The 16,948-nt window shown below is 70.8% G+C and carries 15 protein-coding genes; 5 read left to right on the forward strand and 10 right to left on the reverse strand.

Annotated features, from left to right (window positions below):
- Nucleotides 1-116 precede the first annotated feature (116 nt).
- The 3 genes from tgt to AC1PMG_RS13455 form a co-directional block, all read right to left on the reverse strand.
- The gene (gene tgt / locus AC1PMG_RS13445; protein WP_481109209.1) at nt 117-1,262 is read right to left on the reverse strand and encodes a tRNA guanosine(34) transglycosylase Tgt; all 1,146 of its coding nucleotides are present in this window, start codon (nt 1,260-1,262) and stop codon (nt 117-119) included.
- 237 nt (nt 1,263-1,499) lie between these two features.
- Nucleotides 1,500-3,329 (reverse strand): ABC transporter ATP-binding protein, encoded by a 1,830-nt coding sequence (locus AC1PMG_RS13450; protein ID WP_152240327.1) that lies wholly within the window; start codon nt 3,327-3,329, stop codon nt 1,500-1,502.
- Nucleotides 3,330-3,546: 217 nt separating this feature from the next.
- On the reverse strand, nt 3,547-5,121 hold the full coding sequence (locus AC1PMG_RS13455) for a serine hydrolase (RefSeq protein ID WP_481111673.1): 1,575 nt from the start codon (nt 5,119-5,121) through the stop codon (nt 3,547-3,549).
- A gap of 416 nt (nt 5,122-5,537) precedes the next feature.
- Between AC1PMG_RS13455 and AC1PMG_RS13460 the strand changes: the two genes are divergently transcribed.
- The 3 genes from AC1PMG_RS13460 (at nt 5,538) to AC1PMG_RS13470 (ending at nt 8,553) form a co-directional block, all read left to right on the forward strand.
- A complete protein-coding gene (locus tag AC1PMG_RS13460) occupies nt 5,538-6,377 on the forward strand; it encodes a DUF72 domain-containing protein (RefSeq protein ID WP_481109210.1) in 840 nt (279 codons plus the stop codon).
- 201 nt (nt 6,378-6,578) lie between these two features.
- On the forward strand, nt 6,579-7,553 hold the full coding sequence (locus AC1PMG_RS13465; RefSeq protein ID WP_481109211.1) for a 2-keto-3-deoxygluconate permease: 975 nt from the start codon (nt 6,579-6,581) through the stop codon (nt 7,551-7,553).
- Nucleotides 7,554-7,605: 52 nt separating this feature from the next.
- Entirely contained in the window at nt 7,606-8,553 is a 948-nt protein-coding gene (locus AC1PMG_RS13470) for a DMT family transporter (RefSeq protein ID WP_152238653.1), read from the forward strand.
- 317 nt (nt 8,554-8,870) lie between these two features.
- On the opposite strand, the gene AC1PMG_RS13475 is transcribed toward AC1PMG_RS13470, so the two are convergent.
- From AC1PMG_RS13475 to AC1PMG_RS13485, 3 genes are all read right to left on the reverse strand, one after another.
- Nucleotides 8,871-9,938: a sensor domain-containing diguanylate cyclase gene (locus AC1PMG_RS13475; protein WP_043095650.1), complete on the reverse strand. Its 1,068-nt coding sequence runs from the start codon at nt 9,936-9,938 to the stop codon at nt 8,871-8,873.
- Nucleotides 9,939-10,071: 133 nt separating this feature from the next.
- Nucleotides 10,072-10,791: a pseudouridine synthase gene (locus AC1PMG_RS13480; protein ID WP_481109212.1), complete on the reverse strand. Its 720-nt coding sequence runs from the start codon at nt 10,789-10,791 to the stop codon at nt 10,072-10,074.
- Nucleotides 10,792-11,025: 234 nt separating this feature from the next.
- Complete coding sequence (locus AC1PMG_RS13485) at nt 11,026-12,984, reverse strand: DEAD/DEAH box helicase (protein ID WP_481109213.1); 1,959 nt, start codon at nt 12,982-12,984, stop codon at nt 11,026-11,028.
- 265 nt (nt 12,985-13,249) lie between these two features.
- On the opposite strand from AC1PMG_RS13485, the gene AC1PMG_RS13490 reads away from it, so the two are divergent.
- A complete protein-coding gene (locus AC1PMG_RS13490; protein WP_017909138.1) occupies nt 13,250-13,471 on the forward strand; it encodes an RNA-binding S4 domain-containing protein in 222 nt (73 codons plus the stop codon).
- Nucleotides 13,472-13,538: 67 nt separating this feature from the next.
- Nucleotides 13,539-13,868, forward strand: a complete 330-nt coding sequence (locus AC1PMG_RS13495; RefSeq protein WP_481109214.1) for a hypothetical protein — start codon at nt 13,539-13,541, stop codon at nt 13,866-13,868.
- A gap of 409 nt (nt 13,869-14,277) precedes the next feature.
- Here AC1PMG_RS13495 and ubiM read toward each other — a convergent pair whose 3' ends face one another.
- From ubiM to AC1PMG_RS13515, 4 genes are all read right to left on the reverse strand, one after another.
- Nucleotides 14,278-15,465 (reverse strand): 5-demethoxyubiquinol-8 5-hydroxylase UbiM, encoded by a 1,188-nt coding sequence (gene ubiM, locus AC1PMG_RS13500; protein ID WP_481109215.1) that lies wholly within the window; start codon nt 15,463-15,465, stop codon nt 14,278-14,280.
- A gap of 99 nt (nt 15,466-15,564) precedes the next feature.
- Nucleotides 15,565-15,954: an MAPEG family protein gene (locus AC1PMG_RS13505; protein ID WP_026143987.1), complete on the reverse strand. Its 390-nt coding sequence runs from the start codon at nt 15,952-15,954 to the stop codon at nt 15,565-15,567.
- Between the two features lie 46 nt (nt 15,955-16,000).
- Nucleotides 16,001-16,588 (reverse strand): DUF4019 domain-containing protein, encoded by a 588-nt coding sequence (locus AC1PMG_RS13510; protein ID WP_481109216.1) that lies wholly within the window; start codon nt 16,586-16,588, stop codon nt 16,001-16,003.
- Nucleotides 16,589-16,652: 64 nt separating this feature from the next.
- Nucleotides 16,653-16,940, reverse strand: a complete 288-nt coding sequence (locus tag AC1PMG_RS13515; RefSeq protein WP_267084753.1) for a hypothetical protein — start codon at nt 16,938-16,940, stop codon at nt 16,653-16,655.
- Nucleotides 16,941-16,948 lie beyond the last annotated feature (8 nt).

Below are 16,948 nucleotides of genomic sequence, written 5' to 3' on the forward strand. Positions count from 1 at the left end.
AACCCCTCCCAAACGGCAAGAGGCTGCGCCCGGACCCTCACCCCCAACCCCTCCCAAACGGCAAGAGGCTTCGCCCGGACCCTCACCCCAACCCCTCTCCCGGGGGGAGAGGGGCTTTAGCCTTGCTCCGTTGGGAGTGGGGTGGCTTCGACCCCGCGCGCCGCATAGAAGGACCGCCGGAACTGGGCAAAGGTTCCCGCGGCGATCGCCGCGCGCATGTCGGCCATCAGCTTCTGGTAGTACCAGAGGTTGTGCAGGGTGCCCAGCATCGGCGCCAGCATCTCGTTGCAGCGGTCCAGGTGGCGCAGGTAGGCGCGGGTGTAGCCGCTGCTGCAGGCATGGCAGCCGCAGCCTGGCTCGATCGGATCGAGGTCGCGCTCGTACTTGGCGTTGCGGATGCGCACCGTGCCGAAGGAGGTGAAATAGTGGCCGTTGCGCGCGTTGCGGGTCGGCATCACGCAGTCGAACATGTCCACGCCGCGGGCCACGCCCTCGACCAGGTCCTCCGGGCGTCCCACGCCCATCAGGTAGCGCGGGCGGTCGCCCGGCAGGCGCGGATGCAGGTGCTCGAGCATGGCGTTGCGCTCGTGCTCCGGTTCGCCCACGGCCAGGCCGCCGATCGCGTAGCCGTCGAAGCCGATCGCCTGCAGGCCCTCGATCGAGCGGCTGCGCAGGTCCGCATGCACGCCGCCCTGGACGATGCCGAACAGCGCGGCGTCGTTGCCCAGCGCGTCGTGCGCGTCGCGCGAGCGCTGCGCCCAGCGCAGGCTCAGCTCCATCGAGCGCCGCGCCACGTCCTCGGTGGCCGGGTACGGGGTGCACTCGTCGAAGATCATCACGATGTCCGAATCGAGCACCCGCTGGATCTTCATGCTCTCTTCGGGCCCCAGGAACACCTTGGCGCCGTCGGTCGGAGAGGCGAAGGTGACGCCCTGCTCGCTGATCTTGCGCCGGTGCGCCAGCGAGAACACCTGGAAGCCGCCGGAATCGGTCAGGATCGGCCCGTCCCAGCGGGCGAAGCCGTGCAGGCCGCCGTGGTCGCCGATCACGTCCAGGCCCGGGCGCAGGTACAGGTGGAAGGTGTTGCCGAGGATGATCTGCGCGCCCAGCGCCTTGATCTGCTCGGGCAGCACGCCCTTGACCGAGCCGTAGGTACCCACCGGCATGAACGCGGGGGTCTCGACCGTTCCACGCGGGAAGGTCAGGCGGCCGCGGCGCGCGGCGCCGTCGGTGGTGTGGAGCTCGAACTGCAATCGGGACATGGTCTGGCGAATCTCGGTAAGCCGGGCATTGTCGCATTGCCGGGCCGCTGGCGCCGAACCGCCTGGCGGTGCGCCGCCCAGGGGAAGCACCACGGTCGGCCGGCGCCATGCGCGTCGGGCACGCACAGCGCGGGACCCGCCCAGGACCATGCCATGGCGCGTACCCGGCGCCGCCCTGCCCTGGCGGCGCGACACCGATGTCGCGCCGTCGCCGGCCATCCTGGGTGGCGCGCCGCTTCAGTCCGCCGCGACGAAGCCACCGGTCTGGCGCGCCCACAGCCGCGCGTACAGCCCGCCGCGGGCGACCAGCTCGGCGTGGGTGCCGGTCTCGACGATGGCGCCGCGGTCCATCACCACCAGCCGGTCCATCCGCGCGATGGTGGAGAGCCGGTGGGCGATCGCGATCACCGTCTTGCCGGCCATCAGTTCGTCCAGGCTGTCCTGGATCGCCGCTTCCACTTCCGAATCCAGCGCCGAGGTGGCCTCGTCCAGAATCAGGATCGGCGCGTCCTTAAGCAGCACGCGGGCGATGGCGATGCGCTGGCGCTGGCCGCCGGACAGCTTCACGCCGCGCTCGCCGACCTGCGCGTCGTAGCCGCGCTGGCCCTCGCCGTCCTGCAGTTGCTCGATGAACTCGTCGGCGCGCGCCTTGGCCACCGCCGCGCGCAGTTGCGCCTCGCTGGCGTCGGGGCGGCCGTACAGCAGGTTGTCGCGGATCGAGCGGTGCAGCAGCGAGGTGTCCTGGGTGACCAGGCCGATCTGCTGGCGCAGGCTCTCCTGGGTGACGCCGGCGATGTCCTGGCCGTCGATCAGGATGCGGCCCTGCTCCAGGTCGTACAGCCGCAGCAGCACGTTGACCAGGGTCGACTTGCCGGCGCCGGACGGCCCGACCAGGCCGATCTTCTCGCCCGCGCGCACCTGCAGGTCGAGCCCGGCGATGACCCCGCCGCGCTTGCCGTAGTGGAAGTGGATGTGCTCGAAGCGGACCTCGCCGCGCTCCACGCGCAGCGGCACCGCGTCGGCGCGATCCTGCACCTGCGCCGGCTGCGCGATGGTCTCCATGCCGTCCTGCACCGCGCCGATGTCCTCGAAGATGCCGTTGACCGTCCACATGATCCAGCCGGACATGTTGTGGATGCGGATCACCAGGCCGGTGGCCAGGGTGATCGCGCCGACGCTGATCTGGCCGCGGCTCCACAGCCACAGCGCCAGCCCGCAGGTCACCGCGATCAGGAAGCCGTTGATGATGGCGATGGCGCTGTCCATCGCGGTGGTCATGCGGGTCTGCCCGCGGTGCTTGACCGCCAGCTCGTCGATCGCCTCGCGCACGTAGGCCTGCTCGCGCCCGGCATGCGAGAACAGCTTGAGCGTGGCGATGTTGGTATAGCCGTCGACGATGCGGCCCATCGCCTTGGAGCGCGCGTCCGAGGCGATCCAGGCACGGTGCTTCATCCGCGGCACGAAGTAGACCATCAGCGCCACGTAGGCCAGCACCCACACCAGCAGCGGCGCCATCAGCCAGGGATCGGCCTGGGCGAACAGGTACAGCGCGCTGCCGGTGTAGACCACGATGTACCAGAGCGCATCGACCATCTGCACCGCCGACTCGCGCAACGAGGTGCCGGTCTGCATGACCCGGTTGGCGATGCGCCCGGCGAAGTCGTTCTGGAAGAAGCCCAGGCTCTGCCGCACCACGTAGTTGTGCATCAGCCAGCGTGCGCGGTTGCTCAGGCCCGGCACGATGGCCTGGTTCACCAGCAGGTTGTGCAGGGCCACGAACAGCGGCCGCGCCAGCAGCACGACGAACGCCATCCACAGCAGCTCGCCGGCATGGCGCTGGAAGAAGTCCGGCCCCGGCTGCTCGGCGACCATGTCGACGATGCGGCCGAGGAAGTCGAACATCGCCACTTCCACCAGCGCCAGCGCCAGACCGGCCAGCAGCGTGGCGAGCAAGAGCGGCCACAGCGGACGCAGGTAATGCAGATAGAAGCGCACCACCCCGCGCGGCGGCATCTGCGTCTCGATCTTCGGGAAGACCTCGATCAGGGACTCGAACCAGCGGAACATCGCCACGCCACGCGAAAAAGGGGCGTCAGGGTAGCGTATCGGGCGTCGCGTCTTGTGACGCTGGGATTGGGGATTGGGGATTCGCAAGAGCGGCTCCCCGAATGCGTCATCCCCGGCGTAGGAGCGGCTTCAGCCGCGACCGGGCCTTATCGGTAAAGCCTGGTCGCGGCTGAAGCCGCTCCTACGAATCCCGAATCCCCACTCCCGAATCCCGGCCTCACTCCGGCGTCAACACCAGATCCTGGAAATCGAAGCTGAAATCGGTCAGCGGCGAGATCGCCTGCATGCGCGCCTCGCGCACCTTGCCGTCGGCGGTCAGGGCGAAGCTCAGGAAGGCGTCGGCGTTGAGCGAGCGGTCGCGCCAGCGCACGATGAAGGTGTCGTGCTGCCAGTGCTCCAGGGTGCCGACCAGCTGCGCGGTCTTGCTGAACTGCAGCTCCAGGCGCTTGCCCTGCTGGCGCACCACCACATCGCCGTACCACGGGTCGCGGTAGGTGCCGGCATAGCCGGACAGCGGCAGCGACGGGGTGGACTTGGCGTCGCGCGCGGCCACGTGCTTGGCCCAGTCCTCGTCGGCGCTGGCGTCGGCCTTGGCCACGGCCTTGGCGTAGGCGGCGGTCCAGTCGGTCGCCGGCGCGCCCAGGTAGGCGTCCAGCACGCGCAGGGTGATCGCGTTGAAGGCGGCGCCCACTTCCTGGTTGGTCAGCACGATCACGCCCAGCTTGCGCTCCGGCACCAGGGTCAGCCGCGAGACCATGCCCGGCCAGCCGCCGGTGTGCCAGACCAGCTTGGCGCCGCGGTAATCGCTCAGGCTCCAGCCCTCGCCGTAGCCGGCGAAGTTGGGCTTGGCCGGCAGCAGTTCCGGCACGCTCGGCTCGGAGACCGCGATCGGCGTGATCATCTGCCACATCTCCTGCTGGCGCTGGGCGCTGAACAGCTGCCGCGCCTGGCCGTCGGCCGACGGCAGGCGCCCGCCGTCGAGCTGCACCTGCATCCACTTGGCCATGTCGTGCACGTTGGCGTAGATGCCGCCGGCGCCGGAATTGTTGGACCAGGTCAGCGGTGCCACCGTGCGCAGCTCGCGGAAGTCGAACTTGGCATGGCCGACCGCGGCTTCATCGCCGGGCTGCAGGTGGTCGCTGTTGATGCGCGCGCCGGTCATGCCCACCGGCACGAAGATGCGCTGGCGCACGAACTCGGCATAGCTCTGTCCGGAGACCTGCTCGATCAGCTTCTGCGCCACCGCGTACAGGATGTTGTCGTAGGCGTAGCGGTCGCGGAAGCCGCCCTTCAGCGGCACGTGCGCCAGGCGCCGCACCACTTCCTCGTTGCTGTAACTGGTGGCCGGCCAGAACAGCAGGTCGCCCGCCCCCAGGCTCAGGCCGCTGCGATGGCTGAGCAGGTCGCGCACGCGCATCTCGCGGGTGACGTAGGCGTCGGACATCTGGAACCACGGCAGGTGGTCCACCACCCGGTCCTCGAGCTTGAGCTTGCCTTCGTCGGCCAGGATCGACAGCGCGGCGGAGGTGAAGGCCTTGGTATTGGAGGCGATGGCGAACAGGGTCTGCGCATCCACCGGCTCCGGCTTGCCGAGTTCGCGCACGCCGTAGCCGCGCTCCAGCACCACCTGCCCGTCCTTGACGATGGCGATGGCGATGCCGGGCACGTCGAACTGCTTGCGCACGCGCTCCACCTGCGCGTCCAGGTCCTGCAGCCCCGGCGGCAATGCGGCCGGCGCCGGTGCGGGAACCGCGGTGGGGGCCGGCGCCTGCGCCTGCACGGTGGCGCTCATCGCCAGCAACAGGCCGCAGCCCATCGAGATGCTCTTCAACTGCGTCGCTCCTGAAGAAGGGAAACCAAGGCCGCACACTGGCGCGCGTCCCGGGCGAGTGTAGAGCCTGCGGGGCGGTTTGCGGCGGAACCACGGTGCGCCGCGGCGACGCCAAGCAGTGCCGGATGCCGTCCAGGCGGGTGGCGACACCCGCCGCCAACGTCCACCCCGCACGCAGCGGCCAGCGTCGTTTGGCGGCCATTCCCGCCCTGCACGCACGCATGGCGCACGCCATCGCGCAGGCGACGAACACTCGCGGCACAGGCACACGCCGCGCACCACCCAGCCACGCCACCAGGCCGCTGACGCCCACGACCACGCCCCGCAACGCCGCGCTGCGGCACAATCGCCCCCCGCCCGCCGCCGGACACGCCCGCATGAACGACCTCTTCGACTCCGCCCCGGCCGCGCCGGACGGCATCCGTGTCGGCATCGGCGGCTGGACCTACGCACCATGGCGCGGCGGCATGTTCTATCCGCAGGGCCTGGTGCAGCGCCGCGAGCTGGAATACGCCAGCCGCCACGTCACCAGCATCGAGATCAACGGTACCTACTACGGTGCGCAGAAGCCGGAGACCTACGCGCGCTGGCGCGACGAGACGCCGCCGGGCTTCCTGTTCTCGGCCAAGGCGCCCAAGCGCATTACCGCATTGCGGCGGCTGGCCGGCGCCGGCACGCAGATCGAGGATTTCGTCGGCGGCATCGCCAGCCTCGGCGACCGCCTCGGCCCGCTGCTGTGGCAGTTCGAGCACGGCCATCGCCTGGACCTGGACGACCTGGCCGCGTTCCTGGACCTGCTGCCGCGCAAGGCCGGCGGACACCGGCTGCGCCACGTGCTGGAAGTGCGCGATCCCGATTGCGTCGGCCCGGAACTGCTGCAGCTGACCCGCCGGCACGGCGTGGCCACGGTGTTCACCGATTCGCCCGAGTTCCCCTCCTTCGCCGACCTGGGCGCCGACTTCGTCTATGCGCGGCTGATGCGCAGCCGCGCCGACCTCGCCCATGGCTACCCGCCGAAGGAATTGCAGGCCTGGGCCGCGCACGCGCAGGCCTGGCGCCGCGGCGAGGATCCGCAGGCGCTGCCGCACGCCGATACGGCCGTGGCCAAGACCACGCCGCGCGAGGTCTTCGTCTACTTCATCAGCGCGGCCAAGGAACGCAATCCCGCCGCGGCGATGGCCCTGCTGAAGATGCTGGGGTCCGCCGTACAGGCGTGACGCGCTCGGCCACGCGCACGCGACGCCCGGCACGGCGCAAGCGCGACCGCCGACGCCACGGTCGCAGGACGGCTGAACCGGCCCCCGAGCGCGCATGGCCGGCGACACCTGGCGGTCGCCGCACTGCGGTACAACAGCGCCCGTCCGGCGCCGTCGCCGGGCCGCGGCCGCGGGCCGCGCCTGCACACGCGGAGTCCCTCGATGCGGATCAAGCACACGCTCGAACGTCTTCCCGGCGGCATGATGCTGGCGCCGCTGCTGCTCGGCGCGCTCTGCCACACCCTGTGGCCGCAGGCCGGCGCCTGGTTCGGCTCCTTCACCCAGGGCCTGATCGGCGGGCTGGTGCCGATCCTGGCGGTGTGGTGCTTCTGCCTGGGCGCCTCGATCCGGCTGCGCAGCGGCGGCCGCGTGCTGCGCGCCTCCGGCGTGCTGGTGCTGACCAAGATCGCGGTGGCGTGGCTGACCGCGATGATCGCCGCGCGACTGTTGCCGCCGGGCGGCATCGTCTCCGGCATCTGGAGCGGGATGTCGGTGCTGGCAATGGTCGCGGCGATGGACATGACCAATGCCGGCCTGTTCGCCGCGCTCATGCAGCAGTACGGCCGTCGCGGCGAGGCCGGTGCGATGGCGCTGATGTCGCTGGAATCCGGCCCGCTGGTGACCATGCTGATCCTCGGCACGGCAGGCGTCGCCCGCTTCGAACCACGGCTGCTGCTCGGCGCGGTGCTGCCGCTGCTGGCCGGTTTCGCGCTCGGCAATCTCGACCCGGCGCTGCGCGCCCTGTTCGCGCGGGCGGTGCCGGCACTGATCCCGTTCTTCGCCTTCGCCCTGGGCAATACCCTGGACCTGCGCATGGTCGCCCACGCCGGCGTGGCTGGCGTCGCGCTGGGCCTGCTGGTGATCGTGGCGACCGGGATCCCGCTGCTGCTGGCCGATCGCTGGCTGGCCGGCGGCAACGGCAGCGCCGGCCTCGCCGCCTCCAGCACCGCCGGCGCGGCGGTGGCCACGCCCGCGCTGGTGGCGGCGGTGGCGCCGCAGTTCCGCGCCACCGCGCCGGCCGCGACCGCGCTGGTGGCAACCTCGGTGGTGGTGACGGCGCTGCTGGTGCCGCCGCTCACCGCCGCCTATGCGCGCAGGATGGCGCGGACCGCGTCGCCGCCGGCGCCAGACGCCTGATCCGTGTGGCGATCCGCGACCGTCGCGGCGCGCTTTGCGCGACAATACGCGGATGCCGATGCACCCCACCACCAAAGCCCAGCTGCAAATCCATTTCTGCGTCCTGCTGTGGGGGATCACCGCGATTCTCGGCAAGCTGATCACCCTGCCCGCGCTGCCGCTGGTGTGGTGGCGGATGCTGATGGTGGTGGCCGCGCTGGCGCTGCTGCCGCGGGTGTGGCGCGGCCTGGCGGCACTGACGCCGAAACTGGCGCTCGGCTACGCGGTGGTCGGCGCCCTGGTCGGCCTGCACTGGCTGACCTTCTATGGCGCGATCAAGCTGGCCAACGCCTCGGTCGCGGCGACCTGCATCGCGCTGGCGCCGGTGTTCACCGCGGTGATCGAACCCTGGGTGGCGAAACGGCCGTTCCGTCCCAGCGAACTGGCCTTCGGCCTGGCGGTGCTGCCGGGCGTGGCCCTGGTGGTCGGCGGGGTGCCGCACGGGATGCGCGCCGGCGTGGCGGTCGGCGCGGTGTCGGCGCTGCTGGTGGCGGCCTTCGGCTCGCTCAACAAGCGCCTGGTGGACCATGCCGATCCGCTGACCGTGACCGCGCTGGAACTGGGCGCCGGCACCCTGACCCTGACCGCGCTGGCGCCGTTGCTGCCGTTCGTGCTGCCAGCGTTGAGCGGACCCTTGCTGGTGCTGCCCAGCCTGCACGACACCGCGCTGCTGCTGGCGCTGGCGCTGCTGTGCACGCTGCTGCCGTTCGCCCTGGCCCTGGTCGCATTGCGCCGGCTCAGCGCCTACGCGGTGCAACTGGTCACCAACCTGGAACCGGTCTACGCGATCGTGTTCGCGATCGTGCTGCTGGACGAGCAGCGCCAGCTCACCGGGCTGTTCTACCTCGGCGTGGCGGTGATCCTGGGCGCGGTGTTCCTGCATCCGCTGCTGACCCGCACGCGTCCGCTGCAGCACCCTGAGCTGCTGGCGACCTGCGAGGCGAAGAACGTGGTGGAGTGAGCGCTGGGGCGCTCACTTCGGGATTGGGGATTGGGGATTCGGGAGGCGGGATTGGCCCCATCCTGCGCATTTGCGGCATGACCGCAGGCCCAACTCAAAGGTGCGGCATGTTCGGGGAGGCGCGGTACTTCTAGCCCCTCTCCCCCCGGGAGAGGGGTTGGGGTGAGGGTACGGCGCGAAAGCGTCAGGAGGAGTGTGAGTGCGCGATACGGCGCACCTCCCTCATCCGCCCCTGCGGGACACTTCCCCAAAACGGGGCCATGGTCCCGGCGAGAGAAGGAAGAACTTAGGTGTCGCTCCGCGATGAAGTGGCGTGCCTACGCCGCCAGCGACACGCAGTCGCGACCGGCACGCTTGGCCTGATACAGGCCCTGGTCGGCGCGCTTGAGCAGGTCCTCGGCGCTCTCGCGGCCCTGCAGCGTGGCCACGCCGATGCTGGCGGTGAGCGGCACGCCGAGCTGCAGCAGGCTGGTGTCCTGGCGCAGGCGCTCGCAGGCGCGCATGGCCTGCGCCGCGTCCATCCCCGGCAGCAACAGCGCGAACTCGCCGCCGCCGTAGCGCGCCACGACGCTCTCGGGCGGCAGGCGCGCGCGCAGCATGTCGGCCAGCGCCAACAGCGCCTCATCGCCCTTGTCGTGACCATGCAGGTCGTTGACGCTCTTGAAGTAGTCCAGATCCAGGATCGCCACGCTGAGCGGCGCCGAACCCGGCTGCGCCGCCTCGGCGTGGATCATCAACGCGGTGGCGAAGGCGCGGCGGTTGAGCAGGCCGGTCAGCGGATCGGTGCGCGCCTGTTCCAGCAGTTCGGCGTTGAGCGATTCCAGCGATTCCTGGTACTGCAGCAGCTGTTGCTCGTACCAGGCGCGTTCGCGCAACTGCAGCGCCAGCGCATGGCTGCTGCGGCGCAGTTCGATCAGCTGCATCACCTGCCGCGACAGCGCCTGCAGCGCCGCCAGTTGTTCCGGCTGCAGGGTGCGCGGGCGGTTGTCGAGGACGCAGACGGTGCCCACCGGCAAGCCATCGCGGGTCAGCAGCGGCGCGCCGGCGTAGAAGCGCACCCCACCCTCGGTGACCAGCGGGTTGTGCTGGAAGCGCGCATCGGCGGTGGCATCGGCGACCACCATCACCTGCTCGGGGGTCAGGATGGTGTGGCCGCAGAACGACTCGTCGCGTGCGGTGCTCAGCAGGCAGACATTGCGCTGCGCCTTCAGCCACTGGCGCTCGTCGTCGACCAGCGAGATCAGCGCCGAGGGCGTGTCGCACAACTTGGCGGCGATGCCGACCAGATCGTCGTAGGACGCTTCCGGTTCGGTGTCGAGGATCTGCAATGCGTGCAACGCCTGCAGGCGTGCGGCTTCGTTGTCGGGCTTGCGGGGCTTGATCACGGAATACCCGGCGGCGGCGATGGTTCGCGTTGCGCAGTATGGCCAAATCCGCGGCGGACGCCAGCCCTGGCGGGCGCGCCGCCTGTACGGTTGGGCCGCGCGGCGGCGGCCGACCGCCGACACTGCGACGTGGTTACCACTCCTGGCGCTGCGGCAGCAGGCCGCGCAGTTCCTGTTCGGTGAGATTGCGCCACTGGCCCGGCTTCAGCGCGCCGAGCTTGATGTTGTCGATGCGCACGCGGCGCAACTGGGTGACCCGGTAGTCGAAGGCCGCCGCCATCAGCCGGATCTGCCGGTTGAGCCCCTGCTCCAGCACGATGCGGAAGCCGAACTTGGCGATCCGCGCGGTGCGGCACGGCAGCGTCATCTGGTCGTGCACGCGCACGCCGCGCGCCATGCCGCGCAGGAACTCGTCGGTGACCGGCTTGTTCACCGCCACCAGGTATTCCTTCTGATGGCGGTTCTCCGCACGCAGGATCTCGTTGACGATGTCGCCGTTGCTGGTCATCAGGATCAGCCCCTCGGACTCCTTGTCCAGGCGCCCGATCGGGAAGATGCGCTGCTCGTGGCCGACGAAGTCGACGATGTTGCCCTTGACCGCGCTCTCGGTGGTGCAGGTCACCCCGACCGGCTTGTTCAGCGCGATGTAGACGTGGCGGCGCCCGCTCTTGGTCTTGGCGCGCGCGCGCAGCGGCTGCCCGTCGACCTTGACCTCGTCGCCCTCGCCCACCACCGAACCGACCCCGCCCGGCTGGCCGTTGACGGTGACCCGGCGCGCGGCGATCAGCCGATCGGCCTCCCGGCGCGAGCAAAAACCGGTCTCGGCGATGTGCTTGTTGAGGCGGACTGGCATTGGGCGGGGATTTGGGATTAGGGATTGGGGATTCGTCAAAGCACGTGATCGCGTGCGGCGACGATACGGGTAGCCAGGCAATGAACACGGTCAGGTGTCAGGCGAACGGCGACCAGGCCGCGGCTCGCATGCCCGAGTCACCGCACGGAAGCGACCTGACCGACGGCACGGGAGACATCAGGATCAGGGAACGCGACAACCAATCCCCAATCCCGACTCCCCAATCCCGGCCTCTCAGCGCTTCGGCGGTCCCTTGCGCGGCGGCCGGTCGGCGGCGAAGCGGCCGGCCGGGCGCGGGCCGGCGGCGTTGGGCTTGCCGCCGGGCTTGCCGGTACGGGCGAACTTCGGCTTGAACGGCGCGCCGCCGGCATCGTCGCCCTCGAGCTTGCGCATCTGCAGTTGCTGACCGGACACCCAGACCTTCTTCAGGTGCGTCAGCAATTCGCGCGGCATGTCCGCCGGCAGGTCCAGCACCGAATGGTCGTCGTGGATGTCGATGCGGCCGATGTATTTGCTCTCCAGCCCGGCTTCGTTGGCGATCGCGCCGACGATGTTGGCCGGCTTGACCCCATGCTGGTGGCCGACCTCGATGCGGTAGGTCTCCATGCCCACTTCCGGCGCGCCGCGCGGCGCTTTCGGCGCCTTGTCGCGGCGCGGCGCCTCGAAGCTGCCGACGTCGCGGTGGTAGTCGAAATCCTCGCCACGCGCGGCCGGGGCCGGACGCGCCGGACGCTCGCCGTCGTCGCGCCGCGGCGCACGCGGCTCGCGCTCGAACTTCGGCTCGAACCGGGGACGGTCCTGGCGCTCGCCACGCTCGGGCCGCTCGCGGCGCTCGAAACGCTCGCCCTGCGGCGGACGCGGACGGTCCGGGGCCAGCAGCAGCGGCGTCTCGCCCTGCAGCAGGCGCGCCAGCGCGGCGGCCACTTCCACCATCGGCACGTTCTTCTCGGCCTCGAACTTCTGCAGCAGATCGCGGTACATGTCGATGCCGCCGCTGGCGATGGTCTCGCTGATCTTTTCCATGAAGCGGCTCACGCGCTGGTCGTTGACCGCGTCGACGCTGGGCAGCTGCATTTCCTCGATCGGCTGGCGGGTGGCGCGCTCGATCGCGCGCAGCATGCCGCGCTCGCGCGGGCTGACGAACAGGATCGCCTCGCCGCTGCGCCCGGCCCGGCCGGTGCGGCCGATGCGGTGCACGTAGCTTTCGGTGTCGTAGGGGATGTCGTAGTTCAGCACGTGGCTGATCCGCTCCACGTCCAGGCCGCGCGCGGCCACGTCGGTGGCGACCAGGACGTCGAGCTTGCCGTCCTTGAGCTGCTGGATCACCCGCTCGCGCTGCGCCTGCTGGATGTCGCCGTTGATCGCCGCCGCGGCCAGGCCGCGCGCCTGCAGCTTCTGCGCCAGCTCGTCGGTGCCGGCCTTGGTGCGGGCGAAGATGATCATCGCGTCGAACGGCTCGACCTCCAGGATCCGGGTCAGCGCGTCGAGCTTGTGCAGCCCGCTCACCGCCCAGTAGCGCTGGCGGATATTGGCCGAGGTGGTGGTCTTGGAGGCGATGATCACCTCGGCCGGGTCGTTCAGATAGGTCTGCGCGATGCGCTTGATCGCCGGCGGCATGGTCGCCGAGAACAGCGCCACCTGGCGCGAGTCCGGCAGCTTCTTCAGCACCGCCTCGACGTCGTCGATGAAGCCCATGCGCAGCATCTCGTCGGCTTCGTCGAGCACCAGCGTCTTCAGCTCGGACAGGTCCAGGGTGCCGCGGTCCAGATGGTCGATCACCCGCCCCGGGGTGCCCACCACCACGTGCACGCCGCGCTTGAGCGCCGACAGCTGCTGCACGTAGGGCTGGCCGCCGTACACCGGCAGCACCTGGAAGCCGGGGATCGCCGCGGCGTAGCGATGGAACGCCTCGGCCACCTGGATCGCCAGTTCGCGCGTGGGCGCCAGCACCAGCGCCTGCGGCTTGCGCTGGGCGAAATCCAGCCGCGAGAGGATCGGCAGCGCGAACGCGGCGGTCTTGCCGGTGCCGGTCTGCGCCTGGCCGAGCAGGTCGCGGCCGGTCAGCAGCGCCGGGATGGTGGCGGCCTGGATCGGCGACGGCGACTCGTAGCCGACGTCGGCGACGGCTTTCATCACAGCAGGGGAGAGGCCGAGATCTGCGAACAGCAGCGGCGCGGGGGTATCTTGGGACATGGGAGACTCCGGGGGCGCCGCAGAGAACCGGCAGGCGCAAAGAAGCACCTATTGTGCGCCCTGCCGGGCCGCATGTCGAAACCAGGTGAACGACACCGTTCAGGCGTGACCCTCTCCGCACTGCCGGACGCCGGCCACCGCGGCCGCCTCCAGCAGGCGCGGCGGCGCGGGCCGCGGCGACGGCGATAGCCCCCAGCCGCCGACATGGCGGGCGTTTTGCCCGCGAATGACCGACAATGGGCGCCGATTTCCGAGCAAGCCCCCAATGCAGACCATCGATCTCCAGCTAGAAAGCGACTACGTGGAACTCAAGCACCTGTTGAAACTGACCGGCCTGTGCGACAGCGGCGGCGCGGCCAAGGCCGTGATCAGCGAAGGCCAGGTGCGCGTGGATGGCGAGGTCGAACTGCGCAAGGCCTGCAAGGTGCGCGCGGGCCAGGTGGTGCAGCTGGGCGACGTACAGGTGCAGGTGCTCGGCAAGGCATGACCGCCATCGGCGCCCCTGGCCTGCCACTCGCCGGCCGGTGGCGCCGGACAGCGCGGATCCCCGCACGATGCTGATCACGCTCGGCATCCGCAACATCGCGCCGTCTGCGGAAGATCCGCACCACGACGTGTACATCGCGCAGCTCGACCCCGACGCTGCGCAGCCGTTCCGCCTGGGCCAGTCCATCCGCGGCGGCCATGCGGAGCGCGGCGGTTCCATCTCCCTGGCGCTGGACGAACTGGAAGGCTGGACCGGCGACTGGCGCCAGCACCTGCGCCACGCCGGCTGCGCCTGGGCCATCGCCCCGATCGAAGCGGCGCTGCGCAGCGGCGACCTGCAGAGCGCCCTCGACGCGCTGGTCGCCGGGGCGGAACAGCGGCGCATCGACGCTAATTAGGATCTCTGCTGCACCGGGTGCTTTCCTTCCGTCCCGGGCGCCCCCTTCCATCTGACTGATGCCATGCGCTCTTTGTGGTCGCTTCGCCATGCGTCCCGCACTGGGATGACAGCCCTGCGCCCTCCTCGCCATCGCCGCGCCCTCTGCCCGCACACCTTGTAGGAGCGGTTTCAGCCGCGACGAGGTGATGCAGGGAATCGGGATTGGGGATTGGGGATTCGCCAAAGCGTCGCCTGCGGCGTATCGCCCCCGTGTAGGAGCGGCTTCAACCGCGACCGGATTGCAAAGGGGAAAGCCCCATCGCGGCTGAAGCCGCTCCTACGACAAGCGACAAGCAAAGCGGTTCATACCCTTCTCGGCAAAGGCCAGGCCGAGGTCGCATCAACGGAATCGCCGCCGCGCATACACCTCAGCGCGCCATGGCCGCCACGCGCTGGGTCAGGTGCGCCGCGATCGCGCGCTTGAACGGCGCGACCCGGTCGGCCACGCGCAGCGCGGCGCTGCGCAGGGCGCGCGCCGGCAGGCGGTCGTCGGTGTACAGCGCGGCAATCGCATTGGTCGCTTCGTACAGCGGCCGCGTGGCCAGGCGGTGCCCGCGCTGGTAGCCGGCCAGCAAGGCCGGCGCAGCGATGTCGCCGCCGCGCGCCACCGCGTCGTGCAGCGCGCGCGCCAGCCGCGCTTGGCTCTGCAGGCCGAAGTTGAACCCATGCGCGGTCACCGGGTGCATGCCCACCGCGGCGTCGCCGATCAAGGCATAGCGCTCGGCGACGAAGCGCTGCGCATAGACGGCCACCAACGGGTACGCCTGCGGCCGCACCAGCGGCGTCATCGCGCCCAGGCGGTGCTCGAAGCAGGTACTGATCTCCGCCCCCAACGCCGCCTCGTCCATCTGCAGCAGCGCCTGCGCGCGTTCCGGCGGCAGGGTCAGCACCGCCGAGGCCTCGTTGCCGTGCAGCGGCAGCAGGGCCATGGTCCGGCCGTAGCCGAACCACTCCCAGGCGGTCTGATGGTGCGGGCGCTCGTGGCGCACCCGGCACACCAGCATGGTGCGGCCGAAATCGCGCAGCTGCGCGCCGATCCCGCTCATGCGCCGGGTACTGGAGAAGCGGCTGTCGGCGGCGACCACCAGGCGCGCCGCCACGCTGCGCCCGTCGGAGAGCTGCAACTGCGCCTGGCGCGCGTCGCGACGCAGCGCCTGCACCGAGACACCGTTGAGCAGGCTCAGACCGGGCTGGTCCTGCACCGCGGCGAAGGCAGCGCGGCGGATCAGGTGATTGGGCACCAGCCAGCCGAGATCGCCACGGCCGTCCTCGCCCGCGGCGAAGGTCAGCGCGAACGGCGAGGAGCCGTTCATCACCCGCGCATCGCGCAGCGGCGCGATCGCCTGCGGGTCGATGCGCGCCCACAGGTCCAACTGGTCCAGCAACGCCCGCGAAGCATGGGTCAGGGCGATTTCGCGGCCGTCGAAGGCGGCCTCGGCCAGCGCCGCGCGCGGCTGCGGCTCGATCAGCGCCAGCGACAGGCCGCTGCCGGCCAGCGAGCGGGCGAAGCACAGGCCGGAAGGGCCGGCCCCGACGATGGCGATATCCACTTGCATGCGGCGACTCCGTGATCGGACCCGGCCAGGATACGACCGCCGCGCACCGCGTCCTTGATCTGGATCAGCGCTGCGACGATCGGTCGCAGCCCGTGGTGCTCAGAACAGCGCCCACACCAGCTGCAGGATCGCCCACAGCGACACCACCCACACCAGGCTGCGCACGTACGGCACGCCCGCCGCGTACAGCGGCACGTAGGCCACCCGCGCCCACAGGTAGATTTGCGCCGACAGCGCGGTGTGCGCATCGCCCTTGCCCAGCGCCGCCACCGCCACCGCCGCGGCGGCGAAGAACGGGAAGGTCTCCAGGAAGTTGCGCAGCGCGCGGTCCAGGCGCCCGGCCACGCCGGCCGGCGGCGGTTGCGGCGCATCGCGCGCGCCGGCGTTCCACTTCAGTCCGCGCTGCGCGGTGACGAAGGCGGAGGCGAGCAGCAGTTGCGCGATCCCGAGCAGGATCGCCCAGGCCAGCATGCGGATTTCGATGGGCATCGGAGCCTCGGAGGAGAGGAAAGGAAGACGGCGCGCAGCATGCCGCTCAATCGGGCATGGCCACGTGATAGCCGACCAGGCGCCAGGTCTTGTCCTCGTCCAGCCGCAACGACACCAGCTCGCGCACAGGCTGCGGCGCATTGGCGAAGCGGCTGGGGAAGCTGATGTTGACGTAGGTACCCGGCGGCACCTGCGAGCCGGCGGCGTACTGCACCCGCGCCACGCTGGCGACGCCGCGGCCGAGCAGCGCGCCCAGCCGCGCACGCGCGGCGTCGATCTCGCGCACGAACACCGCACGCGTCACCGCCTTCTTCGCCACAACCGAGGCGCCGTCCCACAGCTCGCCGGTGCGCCCGGCATCGACCAACTGCGCGGCGCGCAGGCCGGCCTGGGCCATCTGCGCATCCTGCTTGGCCAGCGGTCCAGGCGCGGGCGCGGCAGCGGCGGCATGGCGCGGCGCCGGTTTCGGTGCCGCCGTTGGCGCGGCAGCAGGTGCGGCGGGTGCCGCTGGCGGGGCAGTCGTCGGCGCGGGCGCGGACGATGCCGGGGGCGCGTTCTGCGCGGAAGCGGCGCTAGCAACGAGGGCCAGCAGGACGGGAGTGAGGCGGAACGTGACGGAGATGGACAAGGACATCGCTCGGCAGCGGCGGTGGCAAGGGCCGCAGTCTACGCGGCCTGCGTGGGCCAGCGCAGCGGCCCTACGGCGTCTCCTCGCTCGCCACTACCGTATTCTCGCTCGCCACTACCGCGGCCGCGGCCGGGGCGGCATAGCGCTGGCGGTGCCAGGCACGCCAACTCGCCCACAGCGCCCACGCGGTCGCCGCGAGCAGGCCGAACAGGCTCAGCAGCGAACCGGTCCGCGCCAGCCACGGCGCATGCAGGCCATTGGCGAGGTGCAGCAGCACTTCGGCGATCACGAAACCGCCCAACGCCAGCAACGCCGGGGGCAGGTACAGCCGCAGCATCAAGCGGGTTCCGGCGGCCATGCGCGCGC

The organism is Xanthomonas sp. NCPPB 2250, assembly GCF_056725265.1.

Coding starts and splice junctions, on each gene's coding strand:
- tgt (WP_481109209.1), bottom strand. CDS start 1,262: ATGTCCCGATTGCAGTTCGAGCTCCACACCACCGACGGCGCCGCGCGC.
- AC1PMG_RS13450 (WP_152240327.1), bottom strand. CDS start 3,329: ATGTTCCGCTGGTTCGAGTCCCTGATCGAGGTCTTCCCGAAGATCGAG.
- AC1PMG_RS13455 (WP_481111673.1), bottom strand. CDS start 5,121: ATGAGCGCCACCGTGCAGGCGCAGGCGCCGGCCCCCACCGCGGTTCCC.
- AC1PMG_RS13460 (WP_481109210.1), top strand. CDS start 5,538: ATGAACGACCTCTTCGACTCCGCCCCGGCCGCGCCGGACGGCATCCGT.
- AC1PMG_RS13465 (WP_481109211.1), top strand. CDS start 6,579: ATGCGGATCAAGCACACGCTCGAACGTCTTCCCGGCGGCATGATGCTG.
- AC1PMG_RS13470 (WP_152238653.1), top strand. CDS start 7,606: ATGCCGATGCACCCCACCACCAAAGCCCAGCTGCAAATCCATTTCTGC.
- AC1PMG_RS13480 (WP_481109212.1), bottom strand. CDS start 10,791: ATGCCAGTCCGCCTCAACAAGCACATCGCCGAGACCGGTTTTTGCTCG.
- AC1PMG_RS13485 (WP_481109213.1), bottom strand. CDS start 12,984: ATGTCCCAAGATACCCCCGCGCCGCTGCTGTTCGCAGATCTCGGCCTC.
- AC1PMG_RS13490 (WP_017909138.1), top strand. CDS start 13,250: ATGCAGACCATCGATCTCCAGCTAGAAAGCGACTACGTGGAACTCAAG.
- AC1PMG_RS13495 (WP_481109214.1), top strand. CDS start 13,539: ATGCTGATCACGCTCGGCATCCGCAACATCGCGCCGTCTGCGGAAGAT.
- ubiM (WP_481109215.1), bottom strand. CDS start 15,465: ATGCAAGTGGATATCGCCATCGTCGGGGCCGGCCCTTCCGGCCTGTGC.
- AC1PMG_RS13505 (WP_026143987.1), bottom strand. CDS start 15,954: ATGCCCATCGAAATCCGCATGCTGGCCTGGGCGATCCTGCTCGGGATC.
- AC1PMG_RS13510 (WP_481109216.1), bottom strand. CDS start 16,588: ATGTCCTTGTCCATCTCCGTCACGTTCCGCCTCACTCCCGTCCTGCTG.
- AC1PMG_RS13515 (WP_267084753.1), bottom strand. CDS start 16,940: ATGGCCGCCGGAACCCGCTTGATGCTGCGGCTGTACCTGCCCCCGGCG.